We start from the raw sequence: 24,358 nt of genomic DNA, 5'->3' as shown, positions 1-24,358 counted from the left end.
CCGCGTCCGGGACACGAAACATCACAGCCACGGCGCCGGCTTATCCATCGCGATCAATTCCTCGACCTCGATGCGGGGGCGGACCACGGCGTACTGGTCGTCCTTGACCAGGACTTCCGGCACCAAAGGCCGCGTATTGTAGAAGCCGGACTGCACCGCGCCATAGGCGCCGGCGGTCATGATGGCCAGGAGATCGCCGGCTTTGGGCTCGGGCAAATTGCGATCGAGCGCGAGATAGTCGCCGGTCTCGCAGACGGGTCCGACCACGTCGGCCGTGATCGTCCGCGCATCCTTGGCCGCCTCGTGAACCGGGAGGATGTCGTGGTGGGCTTCGTAAAGCGTCGGGCGGATCAGATCGTTCATCGCGGCGTCGATGATGACGAAGTTCTTGGCTTCGCCCGGCTTCACATAGATGACGCGGGAGACGAGGATGCCGGCATTGCCGACGATCATCCGCCCCGGCTCGAACATCAGCGTACAGCCGAGATTGTGCGTCACCCGCTTGACCATCGCGGCATAGGCCGACGGCAATGGCGGAGCCTCGCGGTCGGCGTGATAGGGGATGCCGAGCCCGCCGCCGAAATCGATATGCTCGATCCTGTGGCCGTCGGCGCGCAGTGTCTGTACGAATTCGGAAAGAATCCGGAATGCGGTTTCCATCTTGGAGAGATCAGTGATCTGGCTGCCGATGTGCATATCGGTGCCGGTCACCTCGATCCCCGGTAAGCTGGCCGCACGGGCATAGACCTCGCGTGCGCGTGCAATGGGAATGCCGAACTTGTTCTCGGACTTGCCGGTGGCGATCTTGGCATGCGTGCCGGCGTCGACGTCAGGGTTGACCCGCAACGAAATCCGCGCGGTCTTGCCGGTCTCGACTGCGAGCTTCGACAGCAGTTCCAGTTCGGGTTCGGACTCGACGTTGATGCAGAGGATGTCGGCCGAAAGCGCGGCGCGCAGCTCGGCCTCGGTCTTGCCGACGCCGGAGAACAGAATCTTGTTCGGTGGAAATCCGGCCGCCAGCGCGCGCTTCAATTCGCCGCCCGAAACGACGTCGGCGCCCGCCCCGAGCTTTGCCAGCGTGCGCAGCACCGCCTGGTTTGAATTCGCCTTCATGGCGTAGCAGACCAGCGTCTTCTCGCCGGCAAAGGCCTCGGTGAAGACGCGGTAGTGACGCTCCAGCGTCGCCGTCGAATAGCAATAGAACGGCGTGCCGACGGCATCCGCGAGGTCGGACAGATTCACGGCCTCGGCGTGCAGCACGCCGTTGCGATAGTCGAAGTGATTCATGGCATGCTCAGTCCAGCAGCGGATCGAGAACGAATTTCTTCTTGCCGCCCTTGGGGGCAGTGGGGCCTGCCTCGGATCCATAGGTCGAATTGAAGACGCCGGGCTGCGCCGCGCGCTCGGCCTCGGTATCCGACGTGGCCTGCGCCTGCGGCGGTGCGCTCGGCGGCAGATCGAGCCCGCCCTTGCGTCCGCAGCCGGCGAGTGCGAGCGCGGTCACGCTCAACAGGATGATGGCCCATCCCGATGATGACGGGCGGTAGTTACTGATCACGACGAAATCCCCAATGCGCGCCGCACCATACAAAGGTTGCCGCAGTCTGGCGAGTGCCGATCGGCCACGGAAACCCAAGAAAAACCCAAGGAAACCCAAGAAATTGCAGCGAAATTTTTCACTCAGCCCGATTTTCGCTCTTTTTCCAGCCGCTTCAGCCAGGCTTTGGCCTGCGAAAGCACGTTCTTCGGCGCGGTGCCACCATAGCTGGTCCGGCTTTTGACCGAGGCCTCCACCGACAGCACGCGCAGGGCATCGGCTGTGATCTTGGGCTCGACCTCCTGCATCGCCTTCAGCGGCAATTCGTGCAGCGCCACGCCTTGCTTCGACGCGAGCGCCACGATTCGCCCGGTAACATGATGGGCGTCGCGGAACGGCATTCTCAGCGTCCGCACCAGCCAGTCGGCGAGGTCAGTGGCGGTGGCATAGCCCTCGCCGGCCGCGGCCTTCATCCGCGCCTCGTCGGGGACGAGATCGAGGACCATGCCGGTCATCGCGCGAATCGCGAGCGAGAGCGCGGAAAACGCCTCCATCGCGCCCTGCTTGTCCTCCTGCATGTCCTTTTGATAGGCGAGCGGCAGCCCTTTCATCACGATCAAAAGCCCATTGAGCGCGCCGATCACCCGGCCGGTCTTGGCGCGCACCAGTTCGGCCGCGTCCGGATTGCGCTTTTGCGGCATGATCGAGGAGCCGGTGGTGAACTTGTCGGAGAGCCGCACCAGCCCCACCAGCGGCGAGGTCCAGATCACGATTTCCTCGGCAAAGCGCGACATGTGCACGGCCGCGATCGACGCCGCCGACAGGGTTTCGAGCACGAAGTCGCGGTCCGATACCGCGTCCAGCGAATTGGCCATTGGGCGGTCGAAGCCGAGCGCCTTGGCGGTGGCAGGGCGATCGATCGGAAACGAGGTTCCGGCGAGCGCCGCGGCGCCGAGCGGCGATTCGTTCAGCCGCTTGCGCGCGTCGGCAAAACGGCCGCGGTCGCGCGCCGCCATCTCGACATAGGCGAGCAGATGATGCCCGAAGGTGACGGGCTGGGCGGTCTGCAGATGGGTGAAGCCCGGCATCACGGTTGCGGCATGCTCCAGCGCGCGGGCAGCCAAAGCGTGCTGGAAGGCCGCCAGCGCCGCATCGGTCTCGTCGATCGTGTCACGGATATAGAGCCGGAAATCGGTCGCCACCTGGTCATTGCGTGAGCGCGCGGTGTGCAGCCGCCCAGCGGCGGGCCCTATCAATTCGGAAAGCCGGCTCTCGACATTCATATGGATGTCTTCGAGCGCGCGCTTGAAGTCGAACGAGCCCTTGCCGATCTCTGACAAAATCGTGTCTAGACCCTTGCCGATATTTTTCGCATCACTCGCGGTGATAATGCCTTGCGCGGCCAGCATTGCCGCGTGGGCCTTGGACGCGGCAATGTCCTGGGCATAGAGGTGACGATCGACGTCGATCGAGACGTTGATTTCCTCCATGATCGCATCGGGGCGCTCGCTGAACCGGCCGCCCCACATCTTGTTGCTCATGACTTCCCAAGCCCTGCCATCTATATCGTCGGAGTTACGCGAAACGCCGCGCCGGTTTCGACCGTAATTCGACCGTAACCTTGAGCCCTGCATAGCCGTATCTGACACAGGATGACAAACGATATGCCCGAAATGTCCCCGCCCCGCCCCGCCACGAGGCGCCGGATCCCGATCGCCATCGGCGCGGTGGCGGCTGCGGGCGTGGTCGGATTGGGCGCGTTCTACGGGCTCGGCAGCTTCAAGCGCGGAACGGGCGGCGATCCGTCCTGTGCGGCAGCCGTCGAACTGGCCCGCAAGATATCGCCATTGGCGCATGGCGAGGTGGCCGCGCTGACCATGGCGACGACCCCGTTGCGGCTGCCCGACCTCGCCTTCGAGGATGCCGAGGGCAAGCCGAGGAAGCTGTCGGAATGGCGCGGCAAGACCGTGCTGGTGAATCTGTGGGCCACCTGGTGCGTACCTTGTCGCAAGGAAATGCCGGCGCTGGAGAACCTGCAGGCCAAGCTCGGCGGCAAGGATTTCGAGGTGGTCGCCATCAACATCGACACCCGCGACCCCGAGAAGCCGAAGAACTTCCTCAAAGAGGCCAATCTGACCCGGCTCGGCTATTTCGCCGATCAGAAAGCCAAGGTTTTTCAGGACCTTAAGAACATAGGCAAGGCGCTGGGCATGCCTACTTCAGTGCTGGTCGACGCCCAGGGCTGCGAGATCGCCACCCTTGCCGGCCCCGCCGAATGGGCCAGCGAGGACGCCATCAAGCTGATCAAGGGCGCGATGCAGCCGATGAAGGCGGGGAGTTAGGCGCTAGCATGTAGGGTGGGCAAAGCCAACGGGTCGCGCGAATGCGCGCCCGATGACAGGCTCCGCGCGCCCACCAAACCCTGTCCGGGCGCAACGATGGTGGGCACGGCGCAAGCGCGCCTTTGCCCTACAAGACTGTCAGGCCGCAATATTGAGGTTGCCGCCGACGCCGGGCGCGAGATTGGTGGTCGAGGGCGCGCCGAGCAGCGTCTGAACCGCGGCCTTCTCGGCGTCTGCATTCTGCTTGATGATCGAGGTCTGGATCTGCTGCTGCGTGCCCGCCGCCTGCATCGCAAGCATGCTCGAAACCATAGCCATCATATCCATACGCAGCACTCCTCAAACCTGAGGGCACCGTACCCCGGCACCGGTTAATGAAGTCTGGAGATTGAGGGGATGTAGGGTGGGCAAAGCGAAGCGTGCCCACCATTTCGAGCGGCATATTCGGAGACGTGGTGGGCACGCTATCGCTTAGCCCACCCTACGGCACTGCGATCGTCAGCGCGTCGGGACCGGTTTGTCGCCGCGGTAGTCGTAGAAGCCGCGCTGCGTCTTGCGGCCGAGCCAGCCGGCCTCGACATATTTCACCAGCAGCGGGCACGGCCGGTATTTCGAATCCGCCAGCCCCTCATGCAGCACCTGCATAATCGACAGACAGGTATCGAGCCCGATGAAATCGGCCAGTTCCAGCGGCCCCATCGGATGATGCGCGCCGAGCTTCATGGCGGCGTCGATCGCCTCGACGTTGCCGACGCCTTCATAGAGCGTGTAGATCGCCTCGTTGATCATCGGCAGCAGGATGCGGTTGACGATGAAGGCCGGGAAATCCTCGGACACCGCGATCTGCTTGCCGAGTTTCGTGACGAATTCCCTGGCGGTGTCGAACGTCAAGTCGTCGGTGGCGATGCCACGGATCAGCTCGACCAGTTCCATCTGCGGCACCGGATTCATGAAGTGAATGCCGATGAAGCGCTCGGGACGGTCGGTCGAGGCGGCGAGCCGGGTGATCGAGATCGACGAGGAGTTGGTGGCGACGATCGCTTCCGGCTTCAATACCGCGCAGAGTTCGTGAAAGATCTTGCGTTTGACCTCTTCCTTTTCGACCGCGGTCTCGATCACAAGATCGCAATCCGAAAGCCCGTCGAGCGTCTCGGTGGAGGTAATCCGGTCCAGCGCCTTCTTGCGCGCGTCCTCGGTGATGACCTGCTTGGCAACCTGGCGCGACAAATGACCGTTGATGGTCGCCATCGCCGATTTCAGCCGTTCGTCGGAGACGTCGTTTAGCACCACGTCCAAGCCGGCGAGCGCCGCCACATGCGCAATCCCGTGGCCCATCTGGCCCGAGCCGATCACGCCGACCTTCTTGATTGTCACCGCCATTTTGTCATCCACCGGAACGGCGCGCATATCGCGCCTGTTCATCTCTAAACCTCAGCTACGATATCATCAGACGCGAGGTTTCAGTCCCACCATTGGCACGTATTCTTCACGCGAAGCTTAATCCCCTTCGCCCGCATCCGCTTAAGGTAAACACCGGCCGGACGTTTGCGCGTCCGGCCGGTGTTCCGTTACTTGCCGAGCTTGCCGAGCGCGTCGGTCAGTTCAGGAACCGCCTGATAGAGGTCCGCGACCAGGCCGTAATCGGCGACCTGGAAGATCGGCGCGTCTTCATCCTTGTTGATCGCAACGATCACCTTGGAATCCTTCATGCCGGCGAGATGCTGGATCGCGCCGGAGATGCCGATTGCGACATATAGTTCCGGAGCGACCACCTTGCCGGTCTGGCCAACCTGCCAGTCGTTGGGCGCATAGCCGGCATCGACCGCGGCGCGAGAGGCGCCGACGCCGGCGCTGAGCTTGTCGGCGAGCGGCTCGATATATTTGGCAAAGTTCTCGCGGCTCTGCATGGCGCGGCCGCCGGAAACGATGATCTTTGCCGAGGTCAGTTCCGGACGGTCGCTCTTTGCCACCTCTTCGCCGATGAAGCTGGAGAGGCCTGGATCAGCCGCAGCGGCGACATCCTCCACCGGAGCACTGCCGCCCTCACCCGCCGCGGCAAAGGTCGAAGTCCGCACCGTGATGACCTTCTTGGCGTCCTTGGACTTAACCGTCTGGATCGCGTTGCCGGCATAGATCGGCCGCTCGAAGGTATCGGGCGAAACCACCTTGATGATCTCGGACACCTGCATCACGTCGAGCAGAGCTGCGACGCGCGGCATCACGTTCTTGAAGCGCGAGGTCGCAGGCGCGACGAAGGCGTCATAGCTAGGGGCCAGCGACACGATCAGCGCGGCCAGCGGCTCGGCTAGATCATGGGCATAGACGGCATTGTCCGCCAGCAGCACCTTCTTGACGCCAGCAAGCTTGGCTGCGGCATCGGCCGCACCCTTGGCGTTCTCGCCGGCGACCAGCACGTGCACGTCGGCGCCGAGCGCAGCGGCTGCCGTCAGCGCCTTGGTGGTCGCATCCTTGATCGACGCGTTGTCGTGTTCGGCAATCAATAGCGTCGTCATCAGAGAACCCCGGCTTCGGTCTTGAGTTTGGAAACAAGCTCAGCGACGTCCTTGACCTTGACGCCGCCCTTGCGGCCGGGCGGTTCCGCTGTCTTGAGCACTTCGAGATGCGGCGTGAGATCGACGCCGTAATCGGCGGCGCTCTTGTCGTCGATCGGCTTCTTCTTCGCCTTCATGATGTTGGGCAGCGACGCATAGCGCGGCTCGTTCAGCCGCAGGTCGGTGGTGACGATCGCCGGTCCCTTCAGCTTCACGGTCTGCAGGCCGCCGTCGACCTCGCGCGTAACCTTGAAGTCGGAGCCTTCAACTTCGAGCTTGGAGGCAAACGTCGCCTGCGACCAGCCGAGCAGCGCGGCCAGCATCTGGCCGGTCTGGTTCGAGTCGTCGTCGATCGCCTGCTTACCGAGAATGATGAGGCCGGGCTTCTCGGCATCCGCTACGGCTTTGAGAAGCTTCGCGACCGCCAGCGGCTCGACATTACCTTCGGCCTTGACGAGGATGCCGCGGTCGGCGCCCATGGCGAGACCGGTCCGGATCGTCTCCGAGGCCTGCGCCGGGCCAATCGACACCACCACCACCTCGGTCGCCTTGCCGGCTTCCTTCAGCCGCAACGCTTCCTCGACGGCGATTTCGTCGAATGGATTCATCGACATCTTCACGTTAGCGAGTTCCACGCCGGTTCCGTCGCTCTTGACGCGGACCTTGACGTTGAAATCGACCACCCGCTTTACCGGCACAAGAACCTTCATCGATCCTCTTTCGCTTGAATTCTGGGGTTTGATCAGCTTGTTATTAGCTTGGGCGCGGAACCTAAAGGTCCCGCTATCGGCGGTCAACGCGCGAAAGCCAAAAATCGGCCCCCGAGGGCCCTACCTTCAAGGCTTACCTTAACGGTTCTGACCCGGCACCCACAACACGTCTCCGGCCCCATTATCGTTCATGGCGCGGCTGGCCACGAACAGGAAATCGGACAGGCGGTTCATATACTGAATGGCGGCCGCGCTCACCGGCTCCTCCGGCCGCGCGGCGAGTTCCACCATGATCCGTTCCGCCCTGCGGCATGTGGTACGGGCGAGGTGCAGGTATGCGGCAGCGGGGGTGCCGCCGGGCAGCACGAACGAGGTCAGGGGCGCGAGATGATCGTTCAGCGCATCGATGTCGCGCTCGAGCCGCTCGACCTGGCTTGACAGCATCCGGAGCCGCTCGGCCTTGCCGTCGCGCTGGGGCACCGCAAGGTCGGCGCCGAGATCGAACAAATCGTTCTGGATCCGGCCGAGCATCGCATCGAGTTCGCGGGCATCGCCGAGGTGCAGCCTCACCACGCCGATGGCGGCGTTGGTTTCATCTACGGTGCCGTAGGCGCTAATGCGCAGATCGTATTTCGGGCGGCGCTCGCCGCTGCCGAGCGCCGTAGTGCCGTCATCGCCGGTCTTCGTATAGATGCGGTTGAGCACGACCATAGCCGCTTCCCCTTTCCTGCCCTTATCTACCCAACGCCCACACCACGACCATGGTGATGACGATCGCGATGAACTGCAGCAGCACCCGAAGCCGCATCAGGTTCTGCGAGCGGTTCGGCGACCCGCCCCGCATCATGTTGACGAGGCCGAGCAACAGTACGATAGCCACGGCCGCAACCGCGATGGGGAGGACGATCGAACTCAAAAAGGATGTCATCGGCGCTACATAACACCGTGAGGCGCTGACTTCCACACGTTCACAACTCGCGCACTCCCGCTCGACGATCTGGCTTTTAATCCAATAATATCAGATGCTAGCCCCGGCCTTAGGACCAGCCCGCGATACCCCGATCGAGGTGAGATGTGAAGCTCATTCGCTACGTCTACCTCGTCGTCATGGAGGCGTTTTATACGTTCCTCGCCGATGACGGCTGGGCAATCGCGAGCCACATCGCGCTGTCGACGTTGATGGCGCTATTTCCGTTCCTGATCGTGCTGACGTCGCTGGCTGGCTTTTTCGGCTCCAAGGAACTCGCCGATGGAGCCGTGGGACTGTTGCTGCAAACCTGGCCACAACAGGTCGCCGACGCGCTGTCAGGCGAAATCCACGACGTACTGACGACCACGCGCGGCGACATCCTGACCGTCGGCGCGGTGCTGGCGGTATATTTCGCCTCCAACGGCGTCGAAGCGCTGCGGGTCGCGCTGAACCGCGCCTATTCGGTGGTCGAGCCGCGGGCGTGGTACTGGCTGCGGCTGGAATCGATCGGCTATACGCTGGTCGCCGCCGTCACGTCGCTCTTGATGGCGTTCCTGATCGTGCTCGGTCCGCTGATCCTGGAGACGGCGCGCCGCCACATTCCGTTCTTCGTCGAGTCCAACGAAAGCCTTCTCACCTTCGCCCGCTACGGCATCACGATCACGGCGATGACAGTGGCGCTGTTTGTGCTGCATGCCTGGCTGCCCTGCGGCCGGCGGAGTTTTCTGCAGATCCTTCCGGGCATCGTCTTTACGATGGTGGGATCGCTGATCTCGGGCGTCGTGTTCGGCCAGTATCTGGCGCGCTTCGCCAGCAACTATGTGACGATGTATGCGGGGCTTGCCTCGGTCATCATCGCGCTGGTGTTTCTGTATTTCATTTCGGCGGTTTTCGTCTTTGGCGGCGAACTGAACGCTGCCATCATGAAGTCGCAACTGCCGAAGGGGATGTCGCTGCATGCAGCGCAGTCGCCAGGGCGCGCGGGCTCACAGGCTTGACCAGAAAGATCTCGGCCCCGGCGGCGCGCGACGCCGCCTCGTCTTCGCTGCGGCCAGATATGCCGATGATCGGAATGCTCCCGAGCGGCGGCTCCAGCGCGCGAATGCGCCTGATCGCCTCGACGCCGTCGATTCCCGGCAGGACCATGTCCATCAATACCGCATCGAATGCGCCTTGCGCGAGCCGCTCGGGCGCCGCCTCGCCCTGGCCGATGAAGTCGGTCTGATGACCGAGTTCGGTCAGGATCGTGTTGAGCACGACGCGGCCGAACGGGTTGTCTTCGACGCTGAGCAGGCGCAACGGCCGAGGCGAACTGATCGATACCTCGCCATCGGCACCGGACGCCGCCGTCACGGCGTCCTTTGCGGGCGACATTACGACGTTAAGGGTAAAGGTGGTGCCGCCGCCGCGGCGTTGCGTCACGATGATGTCGCCGCCCATGGCACGCGCCAGTTGCTTGACCGACGACAATCCAAGACCGGCGCCGCCGAAGCGCGATGCGATGGAGACATTGGCCTGCGAGAACGGCCGGAACAGGCGCTTGATTTCGTTCAGCGCAAGGCCGATCCCGCTGTCGGAGATCGCGAATGAAACGGCGACCTTGCCCTTCGGACCCCGCACAGGCGTGACCTGCAGCCCAACGCTGCCCTGTTCAGTGAATTTTACCGCATTGTCGATCAGGTTCTCCAGCGCGGCGCGCAGGCGGACGGGATCGCCGATCGCAAACCCTGGAAGCTTTTCGGAAATATCGACCGACGACTGCAGGCCCTTGGCCGCGGCGCGCCCGGTCAGCGAATCGCCGGCATTGCGAGCGAGCGTATGCAGGTCGAAGTAGTCCTGCCGCACCTCGAGCCCGGGGCCGCCGCTGCGCGCGGCGTCGACGAACAGGGTCGCAAGGCTCGCCAGATGTTCCGCGCCCGCCTTGATGGTATCGACCCAGCGCCGTTCGCGTTCGTCGAGGTCCGAGGTCGCGAGCAGATTGCTGATCGCGAGAATGCCGGTCAGCGGCGTGCGGACCTCGTGCGCAAAGGCCGCCAGCGCGGTCTCGACCATGCCGGGCGCAGCGATGGCGGACTTGCGCGTGCCGCGTTTTTTGACCGCGGCGCCGGGTACGCGCTTTTTCGCTCGCCGCTTCTTCACTGTTCCCGTGGTGCCTGGTGAGCGCCGCTTTGCCGCCATGATCCCCCTTCCTCTGCCGCGACCAGCATGACACGCGATGGCGGCCGGTGTCACGGAGACGTTTTCAACAACCCGCAGTAGTACTACAGGAATCGTCGGGCAAACCGACGAGGCTGCGAATATCCGCAGGCGTGGCACCTTGCCTACGCAATTCGCGCAAGGCCGTAGCCTGCGTCGATTTCGACAGCTTGAGTCCCGACGCATCCTCCATGAGGCGGTGATGCCGATACAACGGTTGCGGGATAGTGAGCAACTGTTGCAACACCAGGTGGACGCTCGTCGACCAGAACAGGTCCCTGCCCCGTACCACGTTGGTCACGCCCTGCAGGGCGTCGTCGATCACGACCGAGAGATGATAGCTGGTCGGCGTCTCCTTGCGCGCCAGGATGACGTCGCCCCACGCTTCAGGGCGCGCGGCGACGACGCCGGTCTCGCCTCCGGGCCCGGCACCCTCTTCCTGCCAGGCCAGATCCTTCGTGCGCGCGAGCGCTGCCCGCATGTCGAGCCGCAGCGCGTAAGGCACGCCTTGCGAGATCAACTCTTGGCGCCGGTCCGGCGGCAGCGATTTCGCGACGCCCGGATAGAGCGGCGCCCCGTCGGGATCCTGCGGCCAGGGCGCGCCGGCCTCGCGCTGCGCGACCAGACGGGCGATTTCCGCGCGGCTCTCGAAGCTCGGATAGATCAGGCCTAAGCCTGCCAATTTTTCGACCGCCTCGTGATAGCGCGCAAAATGCTCCGATTGCCGCCGCACCGGCGTTTCCCAGGAAATCCCGAGCCAGCCGAGGTCCTCATAGATCGCCGCCTCGAATTCCGGCCGGCAGCGCGTCGCGTCGATATCCTCGATCCGCAGCAGAAACCGCCCACCGCGCTCGCGCGCGAGGTCAAAATTCACGAGCGCCGAATAGGCGTGGCCGAGATGGAGGTAGCCGTTCGGGCTCGGAGCAAATCGGAAAACGGGTGGCATGATTCTCCAAGCCCTTGTCATTGCCGGGCTTGACCCGGCAATCCATCCATCAAGTGTCTTTTACGATATAAGATGGATGCTCGGGTCAAGCCCGCGCATGACGAGAAAGCCAGCCGAAAGTTTCAATGACTATCCACCTCAACAGCCAGTCCGACCTCGAGGACGCCATCCAAGCACTGGTCAAGCAGGACGCGCGGCTGAAGCCGATCCTCGAACTCACCGGCATGCCGGCGCTGCGGCAGCGCGCGCCGGGGTTCGCGGGGTTAGCTGCAATCGTCTGCGGCCAGCAATTGTCTACCGCGAGTGCCGGCGCGATCTGGGCGCGGCTGACGGCCGCGTTCGATCCGTTCGATCACGAGGTGATCCGCAAGACCCGCGCCGACCGCCTCGGCCGGCTCGGGCTTTCGGCCGCCAAGATCAAGACGCTGAAGAACATCGCGCGCGAACTGGCCGCCGAGCGGCTCAATCTCGAGGTGCTGGCGGAAGAGGATGCGGATGCCGCCCACCACACGCTGACCGCGCTGCCCGGCATCGGCCCCTGGACGGCCGATATCTATTTGCTGTTCTGCCTCGGCCATGGCGACGCCTGGCCGGCCGGCGATCTCGCGGTGCAGGAGGCGGTCAAGATCGGGCTCGGCCTGAAGGAGCGGCCGACTGCCAAGCAGATGGCGCCGCTGGCGGAACCCTGGCGTCCCCTGCGCGGCGCGGCGGCGCATCTGTGGTGGAGCTATTATCGCGTGCTGAAGAAACGCGAGGGCGTGCTTCCTGACAAACTCATCCCCGCAACCTCACCCGATCCTCCCGCGCGGAAGCCGTGACGAAATCGATCACGGCGCGCACGGCGGGGAGGTCGACGAGATCGGGATGCGCAAGCAGCCAGAGATCGGCCACGCTGACGAGTTTTTGCGGAGCGACGCGGACGAGTTCCGGATAGGCGGCGGCGACGAAACAGGACAGCGTCGAAATTCCGAGACCGGCGCGTGCGGCGGCGAGCATGTCGCCTTGCGAGGAGCAGCGCATCACCATCGAGCCCTGCCGCGTGATCGCGTCGCTCCAGCGCGCCAGCCGCTCGTTCGACAACCGGTCGGCGAAGCCGATGACGCTGTGGCCCTTCCATTCGTCGCGCCGCTCGGGCAGGCGCCGCCGCGCGGCATAATCGCGTGAGGCGTAAAAGCCGGTGCCGAGCCGGCCGATCTTGCGGCCGATCAAATTCTCCTCGCCGCTATCGACGGGGCGCAGCACGACATCGGCCTCGCGGCGGCGGACGCTCGCCGGATAGGGATGCGTGATGATCTCGAGTTGAATATGGTCGTGCTGGCGCAGGAACGGCCCGAGCCGCGGCATTAGCCAGTGCGAGGCGAGCGTGGCGCCGATCGACAGCTTGACCACGCCGCGCGCCTGCGCACCGGTCGCCGATACCGCCGCCTCGGCGCGCAACGCCGCCGCGGCCATCGCATCGACATGCTCGCGAAATTTCTGCCCGTGCGACGTCAGCGAAAGACCTTCGTTGGACCGGGCGAACAAGGGAATGCCGAGCTGACCTTCCAGTTCGGCAATCTTGCGCCCAACCGTCGGATGACTGGAGCGCAAGCGGCGCGCGGCCGCCGCGAAGCTGCGGGTCTCGGCCACCGCGACGAAGGTCTTGCACAGGTCCCAGTCCATCGGTGCTCCCCGCGGTTCAGATCGGTCCGTTCATAACTGGATGAACGTCTGTTCAATATTGAACGGATGGCGGCTGCCGTCCAGCCTTATAGTGGCGGCAACAACAGCGCCCGGTCAGCGGCTCCGCCCGCGGAACGGCGCTCTCAATCAACATCATCGACGCAGTCCGGATTTTAAGTCCCGGCTTGGCGTTGCAAGGGAGAGACCCGAATGCCGTTGCCTGCTTCGCTTGCCAATTCGCTCGAACTGCCGGTGGTGGGCTCGCCGCTGTTCATCGTGTCCGGGCCCGAGCTCGTGATCGCCCAGTGCAAGGCCGGCATCGTCGGCTCGTTCCCGGCGCTGAACGCGCGACCGGTCGAAAAACTCGACGAGTGGCTGAGCCGAATCGAGAACGAGCTCGGCGAGTACAAGGCGCTACATCCGGAAAAGAAGGTCGCGCCCTACGCGGTCAACCAGATCTGCCATTCATCCAACGACCGGCTGATGAAGGACATGGAGACCTGCGTGAAGCACCAGGTTCCGGTCATCATCACCTCGCTGCGCCCACCGATCGAAATCGTCGAGGCCGCGCATTCCTATGGCGGCGTCGTGTTCCACGACGTGATCAACGTCAAGCATGCGCGGAAAGCGGCCGAACATGGCGTCGACGGCCTGATCCTGGTCTGCGCCGGCGCCGGCGGCCATGCCGGCACGCTGTCGCCGTTCGCGCTGCTGCGCGAGGTGAAGCAGTGGTTCAAGGGCACCGTGCTGCTGTCGGGCGCCATCTCGGATGGCTGGGGCATTGCGTCCGCGCTCGCGCTCGGCGCCGACATGGCCTACATGGGCACGCGCTTCATCGCGACGCAGGAGGCCAATGCCGATCCGGCCTACAAGGCCGCGCTGATCGGCCACGCCGCGCATGACATCGTCTATTCCAACCTGTTCACCGGCGTGCACGGCAACTATCTCGGCCCGTCGATCGTGGCCGCGGGCCTCGATCCCGCCAATCTGCCGCAAAGCGACAAGTCGAAGATGAATTTCGGCTCCGGCGGCAACACCAAGGCCAAGGCGTGGCGCGACATCTGGGGCTCCGGCCAGGGCATCGGCCAGATCGCCGACGCGCCGCAGGTCGCAGAGTTGGTGGAGCGGCTCAGGTGCGAATTCGCCGACGCCAGCGAGGATTTTCTAAAACGAGCGCGTGCGTAAGACACGCCGGATTCAACGACAAGACAATCAAATAAACAGAGGGATGGGAACCATGAGACTGTCGCGGCCTGTGTTGACTATCGCACTCGCGTTGCTGGGAAGCGCCACGGCTCTCGCCGAAGGAGACAAGGGTGAAATCCGCATCGGCCAGACGCTGCCCTATAGCGGCCCGGCATCCGGCTTCGGCATCATCAGCCGGGCGCAGGAAGCCTATTTTGAGAAGATCAACGCCGATGGCGGCATCAACGGCCGCAAGATCAAGTTCTTCAGCCTTGATGACGCGTACTCGCCGCCCAAGACGGTCGAGCAGACCCGAAAGCTCGTCGAGCAGGAAGAGGTGCTGCTGACCTTCGGCTCGCTCGGAACCGCCACCAACAACGCCGTGCATCGCTACCTCAATAGCAAGAAGGTGCCGCAGCTGTTCGTGCTGAGCGGCGCAACCAAATGGGCCGACCCGAAGAATTTTCCGTGGACCATGCCGGGAATGGCGACCTATCAGTCCGAAGGCGTCGTCTACGCCAAGCATGTCCTGCAGACCAAGCCCGACGCCAAGATCGCCATCCTGTCGCAGAACGACGATTTCGGCCGCGACTACGTCGCCGGCTTCAAGCGGGCACTCGGCGACAAGGCCGCGACCATGATCGTGTCGGAGGCAACCTACGAGACCAGCGCGCCAACCATCAGCTCGCAGCTTGCGACACTGAAGGCCTCGGGCGCCAACGTAATGTTTGGTGTCGTGCTCGGCAAGTTCACCTCGCAGATGATCAAGGGCGTGGCCGAGATCAATTGGAAGCCGGATCTGTTTTTTGTGCCGACCTCGGCGTCATCGATCTCGTTCCTGGAGCCGGCCGGGCTGGAGAACGCCGTCGGCCTGATCTCGTCCAGCAACCAGAAGGACACGATGGACGTTCAATGGGCAAATGACCCAGGCGTGAAAGAGTATTTCGCGTTCATGAAGCAATATTTGCCGAATGCGGACCTCTCCAATTCGAACTACGCCGCCGGCTATCACTATGCGAACCTGATGGTGAAGGTTCTGATGGCCTGCAAGGATGACTTCAGCCGCGAGAACATCATGAAGCAGGCCGCCTCGTTGCGTGATGTGCCGCTTCCACTGCTATTGCCGGGCATCACGGTAACGACCGCTGCCGATGACTACCTGCCGTTCCAGCAATTACGGCTGCGCCGCTTCGACGGCAAGAGCTGGGTCGGCTTCGGTGAAATTCTGGACGACCGCTAAGCGGCGCGTCCGGTTAGCCCGGGAGGGAATATGACATCGATCATCAGCGGCGACCGCCAGATCAGCTACCCCGACATCCACGCCCGCATCGCGCGGGCGGCGATGGGCTTCAAGGCGCTCGGCGTCAGTGGCGGCACGCCGGTCGGCATGATGCTGCGCAACGATTTTGCATTCTTCGAAGTCTCCAGCGCCGCCGCGACGCTGGGCAGCCCCGTGGTGCCGATCAACTGGCACCTGAAGGCCGAGGAAGTCGCCTATATCCTCGCCGACAGCGGCGCGAAAATCCTGGTCTGCCACGCCGACTTGCTGCCGCAGATCAGCGATGGCCTGCCCGCCGACGTGCGGCTCCTGGTGGTGGCTACGCCGCCGGAAATCGCAGCCGCCTTCAACGTCGCGCCCGCGCTGACGCAAATCCCCGACGGCATGACCGATTGGGACCGCTGGCGCGATACGCATGCGCCCTCGCAGGACGCGCCGATCGGCAGCGCGCCTATGTTCTATACGTCGGGCACCACAGGCCTGCCGAAGGGCGTGCGCCGCAAGCCGATGACGCCGGAGCAGGCTGCGGCTTCCGCGCGCGTCGGCGGCATCGCCTATGGCGTCAAGCCGAACGAGGACCAGGTGATCCTGATGAACGGCCCGATGTACCATTCGGCGCCGAACTCCTACGGCATGCTGGCATTCCGCAGCGGCTGCGCAATCGTACTCGAACCGCGCTTCGACCCCGAAGACATGCTGCAACTGATCGAGCGTCATCGTGTTACCCACATGCACATGGTGCCGACGATGTTCGTGCGCCTGCTGCGGCTGCCGGATGAAATCAAGCGTCGCTACGATCTGTCGTCGCTGCGCTTCATCGTGCATGGGGCTGCGCCCTGCCCGCCGCAGGTCAAGCGCGACATGATCTGTTGGTGGGGACCGGTCATCAACGAGTATTTCGGATCGACCGAAACCGGCATCCCGGTGTGGCATTCGGCCGAAGAAGCGCTGGCAAAGCCCGGCACTGTTGGCCGCGCTATCGAAGGCGGCGTCGTGAAAATCTTCCGCCCCGACGGTTCACTGTGCGGCGTTGGCGAACCCGGCGAAATCTATATGCGGCAAATGTCCGTGCCGGATTTCGACTATCACGGCAAGGCCGAGGCCCGTGCCGAGGCCGGCCGCGACGGCCTCGTCAGCGTCGGCGACGTCGGCTACCTCGACGCGGACGGCTATTTGTTCCTGTGCGACCGCAAGCGCGACATGGTGATCTCCGGTGGCGTCAACATCTATCCGGCGGAGATTGAGAACGCGCTGATCGGCATGGATGGCGTGCGCGACTGCGCGGTGTTCGGCGTTCCCGACGACGAATTCGGCGAGCGGCTTTTTGCGTGCATCGAGCCGGAAGCGGATGCGGCGCTGTCCCCGGCCGCCGTGCAGGATTTTTTGCGCGGACGTCTCGCCAACTTCAAGGTGCCCAAGGACATCCAGTTCATGGACGCCATGCCGCGCGAAGCCACCGGCAAGATTTTCAAGCGCAAGCTGCGCGATCTATATGCCGAGGGTAGGCTGCAGGCGATGGCGTAAAGGGTCGCCTTCCGGCCCCTCCACGTCATTGCGAGCCAAGCGAAGCAATCCATGTTTCCGCTTGTGGCGCGATGGATTGCTTCGTCGCTGCGCTCCTCGCAATGACGGCGGAGGCATTTCGAGACTAATCCAAACACCGTTTTAAACATCATGGCTGTTGCAAAACGGTCATCGGTCGGCGCAAAGATTGCTGCATGTGAAACGCAGGGATCAAGGTCATGCCAGCCACCGACTTCATCGTCGCCCGCAACGACCTGCAGCAATGCAAGGTGATCGAGACGCAATTGCCCGATACCGCCGCGCTGCCCGACGACGCGCTGCTGGTAAAGGTCACGCGCTTCGCCTTCACCGCCAACAACATTACTTACGCGGTGCTCGGCGACCATCTAAAGTATTGGCAGCTCTTCCCGGCCCCCGAAGGTTATGGCAACGTTCCCGTATGGGGCCTTGGCGAAGTGATTGCTTCGAAGCATCCCGCCATCGCCGCAGGCGAAACTCTGTTCGGCTATTTCCCGATGGCGACGCATCTCGTGATCGAAGCCACCGACGTCGCCAAGCGCGGTCTGCGCGATGCAGCGGCGCATCGGCAAGGCGTGGCGCCGGTCTATAATGCCTATACCCGGGTCACCGGCGATCCGGCATTTGCCGGCAAGCAGGGCGACTATCAGGCGCTGCTGCGACCGCCATTCGGGCTGTCGTTCACGGCTGATGACTTTCTCGCCGAGAACGAATTTTTTGGTGCAAAGAGCGTGCTGCTGTCCTCGGCTTCCAGCAAGACCGCTTACGCCCTCGCACATCTCGTGCACGCGCGGGGCATCAACACCATCGGACTGACATCAGCGGGCAATGTCGATTTCGTCAAGTCGCTCGGCTGCTACGACAGGGTCGTGACCTATGACGACGTGAATTCGCTGCCGGCGGACCAGCCCGTGGCCTATGTCGACATGGCCGGCAACAGCCCGCTGCGCGCGACGCTGCACCGGCATTACGGCGAGCAGATGAAATATAGCGGCATCGTTGGGCTGACCCATCGCAAGTCATCGCCCGGTGATGTGGCGCAGGCCCTGCAAGGTGCCAAGCCCCAATTCTTCTTCGCCCCCGATCATATCAAGCAGCGCACTAAGGACTGGGGACCGGGCGGTTTCAGCGAACGATTCGGCGCCGCATGGTCCACCCTCACTCCGAAGCTGGATCAATGGATGAAGGTGAGCGAGCACCATGGGCCCGCGGCGGTCCAACGCGCCTATCTCGACACCCTCAACGGCCGCGTGCCGCCGGATCACGGGTTGATCCTGTCGTTATCGGAATAGGCGGCATCTCTTCCCGCCCTTTCTGGGCCGTCCCGAATGGGTATAGGCTCCTGCGCAGGGAAAACGCCGCGCAGACGGCCAGCGATGGGAAACGCCCATGCTCGACAGGACGGACGACAGCTCGGTTGCCGCCGACACTTGGCTTGCGCAGTTTGAGGAAGCGCTCGGAAAACCCGACGAAGGGTTGTTGAAGACGCTATTCCATCCCGACAGCTACTGGCGCGATGTGCTGGCGCTGAGCTGGAATATCCAGACGCTGAATGGCGCCGACGCCATTCTGGAAGCGCTTCCGCCGCTGGCTCACCGCATGGCTCCCGCAGGCTTTGCCATCGCACCCGATCGCGCTGCGCCGCGCAAGGTGATGCGCGCGGGCACCAACGCCATCGAGGCGATCTTCAGGTTCGAAACCAGGGTCGGGCGCGGCAACGGCATCATCCGCCTGATCCCGGATGCGAACGATGGCAACCGGCTGAAAGCCTGGACGCTGCTGACCGAACTCGGCGAGCTCAAGGGCTTTGAGGAGCAGCTCGGCGTCAATCGCCCGCGCGGAAACGCCTATTCGCGGGACTTTCGCGGGCCGAACTGGCTCGACCTACGCAAGGCCTCAGCCGGATATTCGGATCGTGATCCCACCGTGCTGGTCATCGGAGGCGGGCAATCCGGGCTGTCCATCGCCGCGCGGCTGAAGCAATTGAATGTCGATACGCTGATCGTCGATCGCGAAATGCGCATCGGCGATAATTGGCGCAAGCGTTATCACGCGCTGACGCTGCACAACCAGGTGCAGGTCAATCACCTGCCCTACATGCCCTTCCCGCCGAGCTGGCCGACCTATATCCCCAAGGACAAGCTCGCCAACTGGTTCGAAGCCTATGTCGAGGCCATGGAGCTGAATTTTTGGACCGGGACCGAGTTCGAGGGCGGCAGCTATAACGAGACGGAAGGCCGCTGGACGGTGACGCTGCGCTGCGCCGACGGCAGCAAGCGCAGCATGCATCCACGCCATGTCGTGCTGGCGACCGGCGTCAGCGGCATTCCGAGCGTGCCTGACATTCCGGGATTAAAGGACTTTGCCGGCAAGGTGCTGCATTCCAGCCAGTATGACGACGGTGAGAACTGGAAGGGCAAGCGCGCCATCGTGATCGGCACCGGTAACAGCGGTCACGACATCGCGCAGGACCTGCATTCGAGCGGCGCTCACGTCGCGCTGTTCCAGCGCTCCTCCACGCTGGTCGTCAGCATCGAACCGTCGGCGCAACTGGTCTACGCGCCTTACAATGAAGGCACGTTGGAGGATAACGACCTGATCGTGACCTCGATGCCGCTCAAGCTGGCGCGCAAGAGCCACGCATTGACCGCGGAAAAATCCAAGGCGCTCGACACAGAATTGCTCGAAGGGCTGGAACGCGTCGGCTTCAAGCTCGATTTCGGCGAGGACAATACCGGCTGGCAGTTCAAATATCTCACCCGCGGCGGCGGCTATTATTTCAACGTCGGCTGCTCCGATCTTATTGTCAAAGGCGATATCGCGCTGAAGCAATTTGCCGATCTCGACACGTTCACGGCCGCAGGCGCGAAGATGAAGGACGGCGAGACCATCGCTGCCGATCTCGTCGTGCTGGCGACGGGCTACAAGCGCCAGGAAGAGCTGGTGCGAAAACTGTTCGGCGAGGCGGTGGAAAAGCGCGTCGGCACGATCTGGGGATTTGGCGAGGAGCAGGAGCTGCGCAACATGTACAGGCGGACCGGCCAGCCCGGGCTGTGGTTCATCGCCGGCGGTCTTGCGCAATGCCGCATCGGCTCCAAACATCTGGCGCTGCAGATCAAGGCGATCGAGGAAGGGCTGTTGCCGCGGGGCGCGTGAGTTCCGCCTCGCGATCGCTGATTTGCCTGACGATGAAGGCTGCCGCGCGGCGCCAGGCTTCGTCATTGTCGCCGCGGAAGCTGACGAGGCGTTCGAACACCGCCTTCCGTGCCTTCACGTCGATGATGTCGAACTTCGCCCATTGCACGAGCGTGCTCATCTTGTGAACGCTGCCGATCAGGAGAAGGTCGGCGCCGGCCGCCTGCGCCTTGCCGAGCAACTGAGCGGCGGTGAGGTCGCCGACAGAACAGGCGTTTGCCGGACAATCGAGATCGGCGCTTCGCAGCTTTCCGCTCGCCGCCAGATCGGTACGCAGCGAGGCTTCGAAAGCGCGCAGGCGCCTCATATGGTCGGCGCTTTGATCGATGACCTCGCCCGAGGTGTCGATATATTCGATTTCGGCGACTGCGAAGATGAGCGGCTTGTCCTGCGCCCGATCCAGCAGACGGTTCTGGATCAGCCACCGCGCCCCGCGGCTCCAGGCCACATTGGCGCCCATGCGCAAATCCGTCTGCTCGACCGCGACGATTGCCCCGGATCTGGCGTCGCGTATCTTGAAGGTGACCGCGTATTCCGTTCGCGTGATGCGCGTGACGATCCCGATCATCGACTGATCTGCGCCGAGGCCGGCGGCGATCCTGGCTTCGCAGCCTTCGCAATCCCGCAACCCGCCTGCGTTCGCCGTCGGGTCGTTCGCAGCGCTGACGTCGACGATTTTGTAGCGCCCGGACGCCGCGATCAGCCGGCGCGCTTCCTCCGTCGAAAGCCGCAATTGCTCGCGGTCGATATCGTCAGGCGGGACGTAGGCGGCTGCGGCGCTGAAATCCTCCAGTTCGAACGGAAAGACTGCAATGGTAGTCGGAGGCGGCGCGGCCGCTTCGGCGGCCCCAGCCGCCGCGAGCGTAGCCAGCACAATAGCCGGAGCGAGGATAGTGGCGATGGAGCGCATGGATCACCTCGGAACTGCTAACGCGGAGCTGACTTACTCGCCGCGATTTCGCCCGATCTGCTGCCCTGCCGAAACGGCAGCTTTCCCTGCATCGGCCGGGTGAAATACCCGATCTTGGCTTGCCCCGCTTTCTTCCCGGGGAAATTTGCTTCTATAGTCTAGGCCTATGGGAGGGAGCTTGCGACAGGCATCCAACTCCGTGGCGAGGCCTGTGCCCGCCATCGATCTGAAGCTGCGGCTGGCGCTACGCGTCGCGGCGCTAGCGGCAGTTTGCTTCATCGCCGTCGCAGCCTACGCCTTGTTCGACAGCGACCGTGCCGCGAAGGCCAAAGCGAGCCGTATCGCCGAGATCGTGGCCCGCGATCTTTCGTTGCAGCAATCGCAGGCGCAGTGGCTCTCCGTCTCCATCAACGCGACGCCGGATTTGCAGGGAATCGCGGCGTTGATGGAGCCGGGCCTTTGCATTGCCTACCGCGACAATACCGGCGCGTTTCGCCAGGGCGTCTGCAGCGGAGCGCCTGCCGACGAAATGGCCGCGCCCGAAAGCTTCGCCTCCCTCTATCGCGCCGTCTTTCGTCCGGGTGAACCGGTCTCGATGCCGGTCCTCGTTGCCGGCAGCGCTCGGGGCATGGCGGTCGCGACCTTCGACCCCGCCACGCAGATCGGCCAGAGCTGGCGCGAGGTGAGCCGGCTGCTCTCCATCATGGCGTTCGCGCTGGCCGGGCTTTGTGTTGCGGTCTATGCCGCGCTGGCGCGGGCGCTGCGGCCGACCCAGGCCATTGCCACAGGACTGCGGCAACTGGCGGCGAACGATCTTTCCGCGCGCCTGCCGCGTTTCGACCTTGCGGAATTGTCGGCAATTTCCGGCGTCTTCAACACCCTTGCACAGCGGCTGCAGGCAACGCTTGCCGAACGCAACGCCTTGACGCGAAAACTGATCGAAGTGCAGGACGAGGAGCGGCGCCATCTAGCGCGCGAGCTGCACGACGAATTCGGCCAGTCGCTTTCCGCCATCGCGGCGCAGGCTGCCGCCGCCGCTCACACCGCCGAGCGCCAATGCCCGCCACTGTACGAGGAATGCCGGGGCATCTCCCGCACGACCGCGCATATGATGGAGACCCTGCGCGGCGCGCTGGTGCGCCTGCGGCCGCCCGACGTCGAGGAACTCGGCCTCACCCTCAGCCTCGAAAGCCTGGTTGCGAGTTGGAATGGTTTCGAGAAGGGCCGCACCCGATTCGGGATTGCCGTCAGTGGCAAGGCCGACGATTTTCCGCCCGGTGTCAGCGCCAGTCTTTATCGCATCGCGCAGGAGGCGATCACCAATGCAGCCAAGCACGCACAGGCGAGGTGCGTGCAATTGCGTCTCGAGGCCGGAGACGCCGAGATCGTCCTGACCGTCGAGGACGACGGCGAAGCAGCCAGCGCCAGCCGGACGCCAAAAGCCGGTATGGGACTGCTCGGCATGCAAGAGCGCGTGCTTTCGCTCGGAGGGACCTTGCAATTCGAGCGGCGAGAGACGGGCGGCGCCCGACTTGTCGCGCGCATTCCAACGATGCGGGTGGAGTCTTAGACATGGCGGACGCCGGTGGCCGTACGCGCGTGATGCTGGTGGACGACCATGCCATCGTGCGCGAGGGCTATCGCTCGCTGTTGCAGAAGCAGGATCGCCTGCAAGTCGTCGCTGAAGCCGACAATGGGGCCGACGCCTATCGCGTCTACAAGGAAGCCAGGCCCGACCTCGTCATCATGGACCTGTCGATGCCGGGAATTGGCGGGGTCGAGGCTATCAGGCGCATCCGGCAATGGGACAAGTCGGCGCGCATCCTGGTCTTCACGATGCACCAGAGCGCCGCCTATGCGGTCCAGGCAATCAAGGCGGGCGCACGTGGCTTTGTCACCAAAAGCAATCCGCCCGACGCGCTGCTGCGCGCGATTGCCGAAGTCATGGCCGGACGCATCGCGCTCAGCCCCGACATCGACCACGAACTCGCCATCAACCGGCTCGCCGACGAGCCTTCGGCAGTCGACGCACTGAGCCCCACGGGAATTCGAAATCCTGCGCATGCTGCTGGCGGAGAAATCCGTGGATGAGATCGCAAACACGCTGCATATCAGCGTGAAGACCGCGGCCAACACGCGCTATCAGATCCGTGCCAAGCTCGGCGTCGCCTCCGACATCGAATTGGTCCGCCTGGCGCTTCGCCAGCGCATCATCGCGGCGGAGGACATAGGGAGCTAGTCTGGAAGAAACGTGCCATGCGCAAATCCCCCTCGTGCTTCGGGCAGGTCTCTGCGACACTCCCGGCCAACAAATATCAGATCGGGAGAAGCGCATGCCTACCATTCTCGGCTCGGGCGAACATCGATACCGCGTCGTCGAAAACTGGGCGAAACTGCCCGACGGCTGGAGCCTGACCGACGTCGCCTCTGTCGCCGTTGACAGCAAGGACCGCATCTACGTCTTCAACCGCGGCGCCCATCCGATGGTGGTGCTGGACCGCGAGGGGAATTTCATCAAGAGCTGGGGCGAAGGGCTGTTCAACCGCGCCCACGGTTTGCACGTCGATGCCGACGACAATCTGTATTGCACCGACGACGGCGACCACACCGTGCGCAAGTGCACCACAGACGGCAAGGTGCTGCTGACCATCGGCATTCCAAACAAGCCCGCGCCGTTCATGAGCGGCGAGCCGTTTCACCGCTGCACCCATACAGCGCTGTCGCCGAAGGGCGAGATCTACGTCTCCGACGGCTACGGCAATGCCTGCGTTCACAAATATTCGCCTGACGGTAAGCTCTTGAAGACCTGGGGCGAGCCCGGCACCGATCCCGGCCAGTTCAACATCGTACACAACATCGCCACCGACGCCGACGGCTGGGTCTATGTCGCGGACCGCGAGAACCACCGCGTGCAGGTGTTCGACGGCAACGGCAAATACGAGACGCAGTGGAATTATCTGCACCGACCGTGCGCGCTGTGCTGCTGCGGCGGCAAGCAGCCGAATTTCATCGTCGGCGAGCTCGGCCCCGGCATGGCTGTCAATCGCAAGGTGCCGAATCTCGGCCCGCGGCTCTCGATCGTGGATTCAAAAGGCAAGCGCATTGCCCGCCTCGGCGGCGAAAACGGCCCGGGGCTGGAGGCCGGCAAATTCCTCGCCCCGCACGGCATCGCGCTGGATTCCAGGGGCGACATCTATATCGGCGAGGTCGGCGTCACCGACTGGAAGACCAGCTTTCCGGACACGCCGATGCCGCCGGAGGTCGGGGTGACGCGCTGCCTGCAGAAGCTGGAGAAGATCTAGGGCGGCGCCGACAGCAAAGTGCCGGAGCTT

At 63.7% G+C, this 24,358-nt stretch carries 23 protein-coding genes and 1 pseudogene; 11 read left to right on the top strand and 13 right to left on the bottom strand.

Going from position 1 to position 24,358, the window contains the following annotated elements:
* Positions 1-21: 21 nt before the first annotated feature.
* The 3 genes from lysA to argH all read right to left on the bottom strand — a co-directional run bounded on the left by lysA (position 22) and on the right by argH (position 3,078).
* A complete protein-coding gene (gene lysA, locus V1277_RS18945; RefSeq protein ID WP_334417622.1) occupies positions 22-1,287 on the bottom strand; it encodes a diaminopimelate decarboxylase in 1,266 nt (421 codons plus the stop codon).
* A gap of 7 nt (positions 1,288-1,294) precedes the next feature.
* A complete protein-coding gene (gene lptM, locus V1277_RS18940) occupies positions 1,295-1,558 on the bottom strand; it encodes an LPS translocon maturation chaperone LptM (RefSeq protein WP_334417621.1) in 264 nt (87 codons plus the stop codon).
* 122 nt (positions 1,559-1,680) lie between these two features.
* Positions 1,681-3,078: an argininosuccinate lyase gene (argH, locus tag V1277_RS18935; RefSeq protein WP_334417620.1), complete on the bottom strand. Its 1,398-nt coding sequence runs from the start codon at positions 3,076-3,078 to the stop codon at positions 1,681-1,683.
* Between the two features lie 123 nt (positions 3,079-3,201).
* On the opposite strand from argH, the gene tlpA reads away from it, so the two are divergent.
* Positions 3,202-3,879: a thiol:disulfide interchange protein TlpA gene (gene tlpA, locus V1277_RS18930; protein WP_442894501.1), complete on the top strand. Its 678-nt coding sequence runs from the start codon at positions 3,202-3,204 to the stop codon at positions 3,877-3,879.
* Between the two features lie 138 nt (positions 3,880-4,017).
* Here tlpA and V1277_RS18925 read toward each other — a convergent pair whose 3' ends face one another.
* From V1277_RS18925 to V1277_RS18900, 6 genes are all read right to left on the bottom strand, one after another.
* Positions 4,018-4,206, bottom strand: a complete 189-nt coding sequence (locus V1277_RS18925; RefSeq protein ID WP_334417618.1) for a putative motility protein — start codon at positions 4,204-4,206, stop codon at positions 4,018-4,020.
* 171 nt (positions 4,207-4,377) lie between these two features.
* On the bottom strand, positions 4,378-5,259 hold the full coding sequence (locus V1277_RS18920; RefSeq protein WP_334370504.1) for a 3-hydroxybutyryl-CoA dehydrogenase: 882 nt from the start codon (positions 5,257-5,259) through the stop codon (positions 4,378-4,380).
* A 188-nt stretch (positions 5,260-5,447) separates the two neighbouring features.
* Positions 5,448-6,392: an electron transfer flavoprotein subunit alpha/FixB family protein gene (locus V1277_RS18915; RefSeq protein ID WP_334417617.1), complete on the bottom strand. Its 945-nt coding sequence runs from the start codon at positions 6,390-6,392 to the stop codon at positions 5,448-5,450.
* Positions 6,392-7,141 (bottom strand): electron transfer flavoprotein subunit beta/FixA family protein, encoded by a 750-nt coding sequence (locus tag V1277_RS18910; protein ID WP_334370508.1) that lies wholly within the window; start codon positions 7,139-7,141, stop codon positions 6,392-6,394. The genes V1277_RS18915 and V1277_RS18910 overlap by 1 nt, the downstream gene beginning before the upstream one ends.
* Positions 7,142-7,279: 138 nt before the next feature.
* Positions 7,280-7,852 (bottom strand): cob(I)yrinic acid a,c-diamide adenosyltransferase, encoded by a 573-nt coding sequence (locus V1277_RS18905; RefSeq protein ID WP_334417616.1) that lies wholly within the window; start codon positions 7,850-7,852, stop codon positions 7,280-7,282.
* A gap of 22 nt (positions 7,853-7,874) precedes the next feature.
* Positions 7,875-8,069 carry a twin transmembrane helix small protein gene (locus V1277_RS18900; protein ID WP_334370511.1) on the bottom strand — a complete coding sequence of 65 codons (195 nt, stop codon included), beginning with the start codon at positions 8,067-8,069 and terminating at the stop codon, positions 7,875-7,877.
* A 146-nt stretch (positions 8,070-8,215) separates the two neighbouring features.
* Between V1277_RS18900 and V1277_RS18895 the strand changes: the two genes are divergently transcribed.
* Positions 8,216-9,109, top strand: coding sequence for a YihY/virulence factor BrkB family protein (locus V1277_RS18895; RefSeq protein ID WP_334417615.1), 894 nt, complete (start codon positions 8,216-8,218; stop codon positions 9,107-9,109).
* Here the strand turns inward: V1277_RS18895 and V1277_RS18890 are convergent.
* Positions 9,033-10,289 carry an ATP-binding protein gene (locus tag V1277_RS18890; protein ID WP_334417614.1) on the bottom strand — a complete coding sequence of 419 codons (1,257 nt, stop codon included), beginning with the start codon at positions 10,287-10,289 and terminating at the stop codon, positions 9,033-9,035. The genes V1277_RS18895 and V1277_RS18890 overlap by 77 nt on opposite strands.
* Positions 10,290-10,353: 64 nt before the next feature.
* On the bottom strand, positions 10,354-11,253 hold the full coding sequence (gluQRS, locus tag V1277_RS18885) for a tRNA glutamyl-Q(34) synthetase GluQRS (protein WP_334417613.1): 900 nt from the start codon (positions 11,251-11,253) through the stop codon (positions 10,354-10,356).
* 125 nt (positions 11,254-11,378) lie between these two features.
* Between gluQRS and V1277_RS18880 the strand changes: the two genes are divergently transcribed.
* Positions 11,379-12,071 carry a DNA-3-methyladenine glycosylase family protein gene (locus V1277_RS18880; RefSeq protein WP_334417612.1) on the top strand — a complete coding sequence of 231 codons (693 nt, stop codon included), beginning with the start codon at positions 11,379-11,381 and terminating at the stop codon, positions 12,069-12,071.
* Here V1277_RS18880 and V1277_RS18875 read toward each other — a convergent pair.
* The gene (locus V1277_RS18875; protein ID WP_334370518.1) at positions 12,028-12,915 is read right to left on the bottom strand and encodes a LysR family transcriptional regulator; all 888 of its coding nucleotides are present in this window, start codon (positions 12,913-12,915) and stop codon (positions 12,028-12,030) included. The genes V1277_RS18880 and V1277_RS18875 overlap by 44 nt on opposite strands.
* Before the next feature lie 210 nt (positions 12,916-13,125).
* Here V1277_RS18875 and V1277_RS18870 point away from each other — a divergent pair, with 210 nt between their 5' ends.
* From V1277_RS18870 to V1277_RS18850, 5 genes are all read left to right on the top strand, one after another.
* Positions 13,126-14,100, top strand: a complete 975-nt coding sequence (locus V1277_RS18870) for an NAD(P)H-dependent flavin oxidoreductase (protein ID WP_334417611.1) — start codon at positions 13,126-13,128, stop codon at positions 14,098-14,100.
* Between the two features lie 52 nt (positions 14,101-14,152).
* Positions 14,153-15,340: an ABC transporter substrate-binding protein gene (locus V1277_RS18865; RefSeq protein ID WP_334417610.1), complete on the top strand. Its 1,188-nt coding sequence runs from the start codon at positions 14,153-14,155 to the stop codon at positions 15,338-15,340.
* A gap of 30 nt (positions 15,341-15,370) precedes the next feature.
* A complete protein-coding gene (locus V1277_RS18860) occupies positions 15,371-16,903 on the top strand; it encodes an acyl-CoA synthetase (protein ID WP_334417609.1) in 1,533 nt (510 codons plus the stop codon).
* Positions 16,904-17,121: 218 nt separating this feature from the next.
* The gene (locus V1277_RS18855; protein ID WP_334417608.1) at positions 17,122-18,213 is read left to right on the top strand and encodes a DUF2855 family protein; all 1,092 of its coding nucleotides are present in this window, start codon (positions 17,122-17,124) and stop codon (positions 18,211-18,213) included.
* A 97-nt stretch (positions 18,214-18,310) separates the two neighbouring features.
* The gene (locus V1277_RS18850) at positions 18,311-20,077 is read left to right on the top strand and encodes a flavin-containing monooxygenase (protein WP_334417607.1); all 1,767 of its coding nucleotides are present in this window, start codon (positions 18,311-18,313) and stop codon (positions 20,075-20,077) included.
* Here the strand turns inward: V1277_RS18850 and V1277_RS18845 are convergent.
* Entirely contained in the window at positions 20,037-21,026 is a 990-nt protein-coding gene (locus tag V1277_RS18845; protein ID WP_334417606.1) for a DUF2380 domain-containing protein, read from the bottom strand. The genes V1277_RS18850 and V1277_RS18845 overlap by 41 nt on opposite strands.
* A 166-nt stretch (positions 21,027-21,192) precedes the next feature.
* Here V1277_RS18845 and V1277_RS18840 point away from each other — a divergent pair, with 166 nt between their 5' ends.
* From V1277_RS18840 to V1277_RS18830, 3 genes and pseudogenes are all read left to right on the top strand, one after another.
* On the top strand, positions 21,193-22,596 hold the full coding sequence (locus V1277_RS18840; RefSeq protein ID WP_442894500.1) for a histidine kinase: 1,404 nt from the start codon (positions 21,193-21,195) through the stop codon (positions 22,594-22,596).
* Between the two features lie 2 nt (positions 22,597-22,598).
* A pseudogene (locus tag V1277_RS18835) lies at positions 22,599-23,265 on the top strand (response regulator).
* Positions 23,266-23,359: 94 nt separating this feature from the next.
* The gene (locus tag V1277_RS18830) at positions 23,360-24,328 is read left to right on the top strand and encodes a peptidyl-alpha-hydroxyglycine alpha-amidating lyase family protein (RefSeq protein ID WP_334417604.1); all 969 of its coding nucleotides are present in this window, start codon (positions 23,360-23,362) and stop codon (positions 24,326-24,328) included.
* Positions 24,329-24,358: the final 30 nt, after the last annotated feature.

This window comes from Bradyrhizobium sp. AZCC 1588 (genome assembly GCF_036924735.1).
Lineage (GTDB): Bacteria > Pseudomonadota > Alphaproteobacteria > Rhizobiales > Xanthobacteraceae > Bradyrhizobium.
This window is presented reverse-complemented; position numbering and strand designations above follow the sequence as displayed.

Bases quoted from the DNA above. Each gene is read 5' to 3' on its own strand.
- lysA (WP_334417622.1), bottom strand. From the start codon at position 1,287: ATGAATCACTTCGACTATCGCAACGGCGTGCTGCACGCCGAGGCCGTG.
- argH (WP_334417620.1), bottom strand. From the start codon at position 3,078: ATGAGCAACAAGATGTGGGGCGGCCGGTTCAGCGAGCGCCCCGATGCG.
- tlpA (WP_442894501.1), top strand. From the start codon at position 3,202: ATGCCCGAAATGTCCCCGCCCCGCCCCGCCACGAGGCGCCGGATCCCG.
- V1277_RS18925 (WP_334417618.1), bottom strand. From the start codon at position 4,206: ATGGATATGATGGCTATGGTTTCGAGCATGCTTGCGATGCAGGCGGCG.
- V1277_RS18920 (WP_334370504.1), bottom strand. From the start codon at position 5,259: ATGGCGGTGACAATCAAGAAGGTCGGCGTGATCGGCTCGGGCCAGATG.
- V1277_RS18915 (WP_334417617.1), bottom strand. From the start codon at position 6,392: ATGACGACGCTATTGATTGCCGAACACGACAACGCGTCGATCAAGGAT.
- V1277_RS18910 (WP_334370508.1), bottom strand. From the start codon at position 7,141: ATGAAGGTTCTTGTGCCGGTAAAGCGGGTGGTCGATTTCAACGTCAAG.
- V1277_RS18905 (WP_334417616.1), bottom strand. From the start codon at position 7,852: ATGGTCGTGCTCAACCGCATCTATACGAAGACCGGCGATGACGGCACT.
- V1277_RS18900 (WP_334370511.1), bottom strand. From the start codon at position 8,069: ATGACATCCTTTTTGAGTTCGATCGTCCTCCCCATCGCGGTTGCGGCC.
- V1277_RS18890 (WP_334417614.1), bottom strand. From the start codon at position 10,289: ATGGCGGCAAAGCGGCGCTCACCAGGCACCACGGGAACAGTGAAGAAG.
- gluQRS (WP_334417613.1), bottom strand. From the start codon at position 11,253: ATGCCACCCGTTTTCCGATTTGCTCCGAGCCCGAACGGCTACCTCCAT.
- V1277_RS18880 (WP_334417612.1), top strand. From the start codon at position 11,379: ATGACTATCCACCTCAACAGCCAGTCCGACCTCGAGGACGCCATCCAA.
- V1277_RS18875 (WP_334370518.1), bottom strand. From the start codon at position 12,915: ATGGACTGGGACCTGTGCAAGACCTTCGTCGCGGTGGCCGAGACCCGC.
- V1277_RS18870 (WP_334417611.1), top strand. From the start codon at position 13,126: ATGCCGTTGCCTGCTTCGCTTGCCAATTCGCTCGAACTGCCGGTGGTG.
- V1277_RS18865 (WP_334417610.1), top strand. From the start codon at position 14,153: ATGAGACTGTCGCGGCCTGTGTTGACTATCGCACTCGCGTTGCTGGGA.
- V1277_RS18860 (WP_334417609.1), top strand. From the start codon at position 15,371: ATGACATCGATCATCAGCGGCGACCGCCAGATCAGCTACCCCGACATC.
- V1277_RS18855 (WP_334417608.1), top strand. From the start codon at position 17,122: ATGCCAGCCACCGACTTCATCGTCGCCCGCAACGACCTGCAGCAATGC.
- V1277_RS18850 (WP_334417607.1), top strand. From the start codon at position 18,311: ATGCTCGACAGGACGGACGACAGCTCGGTTGCCGCCGACACTTGGCTT.
- V1277_RS18845 (WP_334417606.1), bottom strand. From the start codon at position 21,026: ATGCGCTCCATCGCCACTATCCTCGCTCCGGCTATTGTGCTGGCTACG.
- V1277_RS18840 (WP_442894500.1), top strand. From the start codon at position 21,193: ATGGGAGGGAGCTTGCGACAGGCATCCAACTCCGTGGCGAGGCCTGTG.
- V1277_RS18830 (WP_334417604.1), top strand. From the start codon at position 23,360: ATGCCTACCATTCTCGGCTCGGGCGAACATCGATACCGCGTCGTCGAA.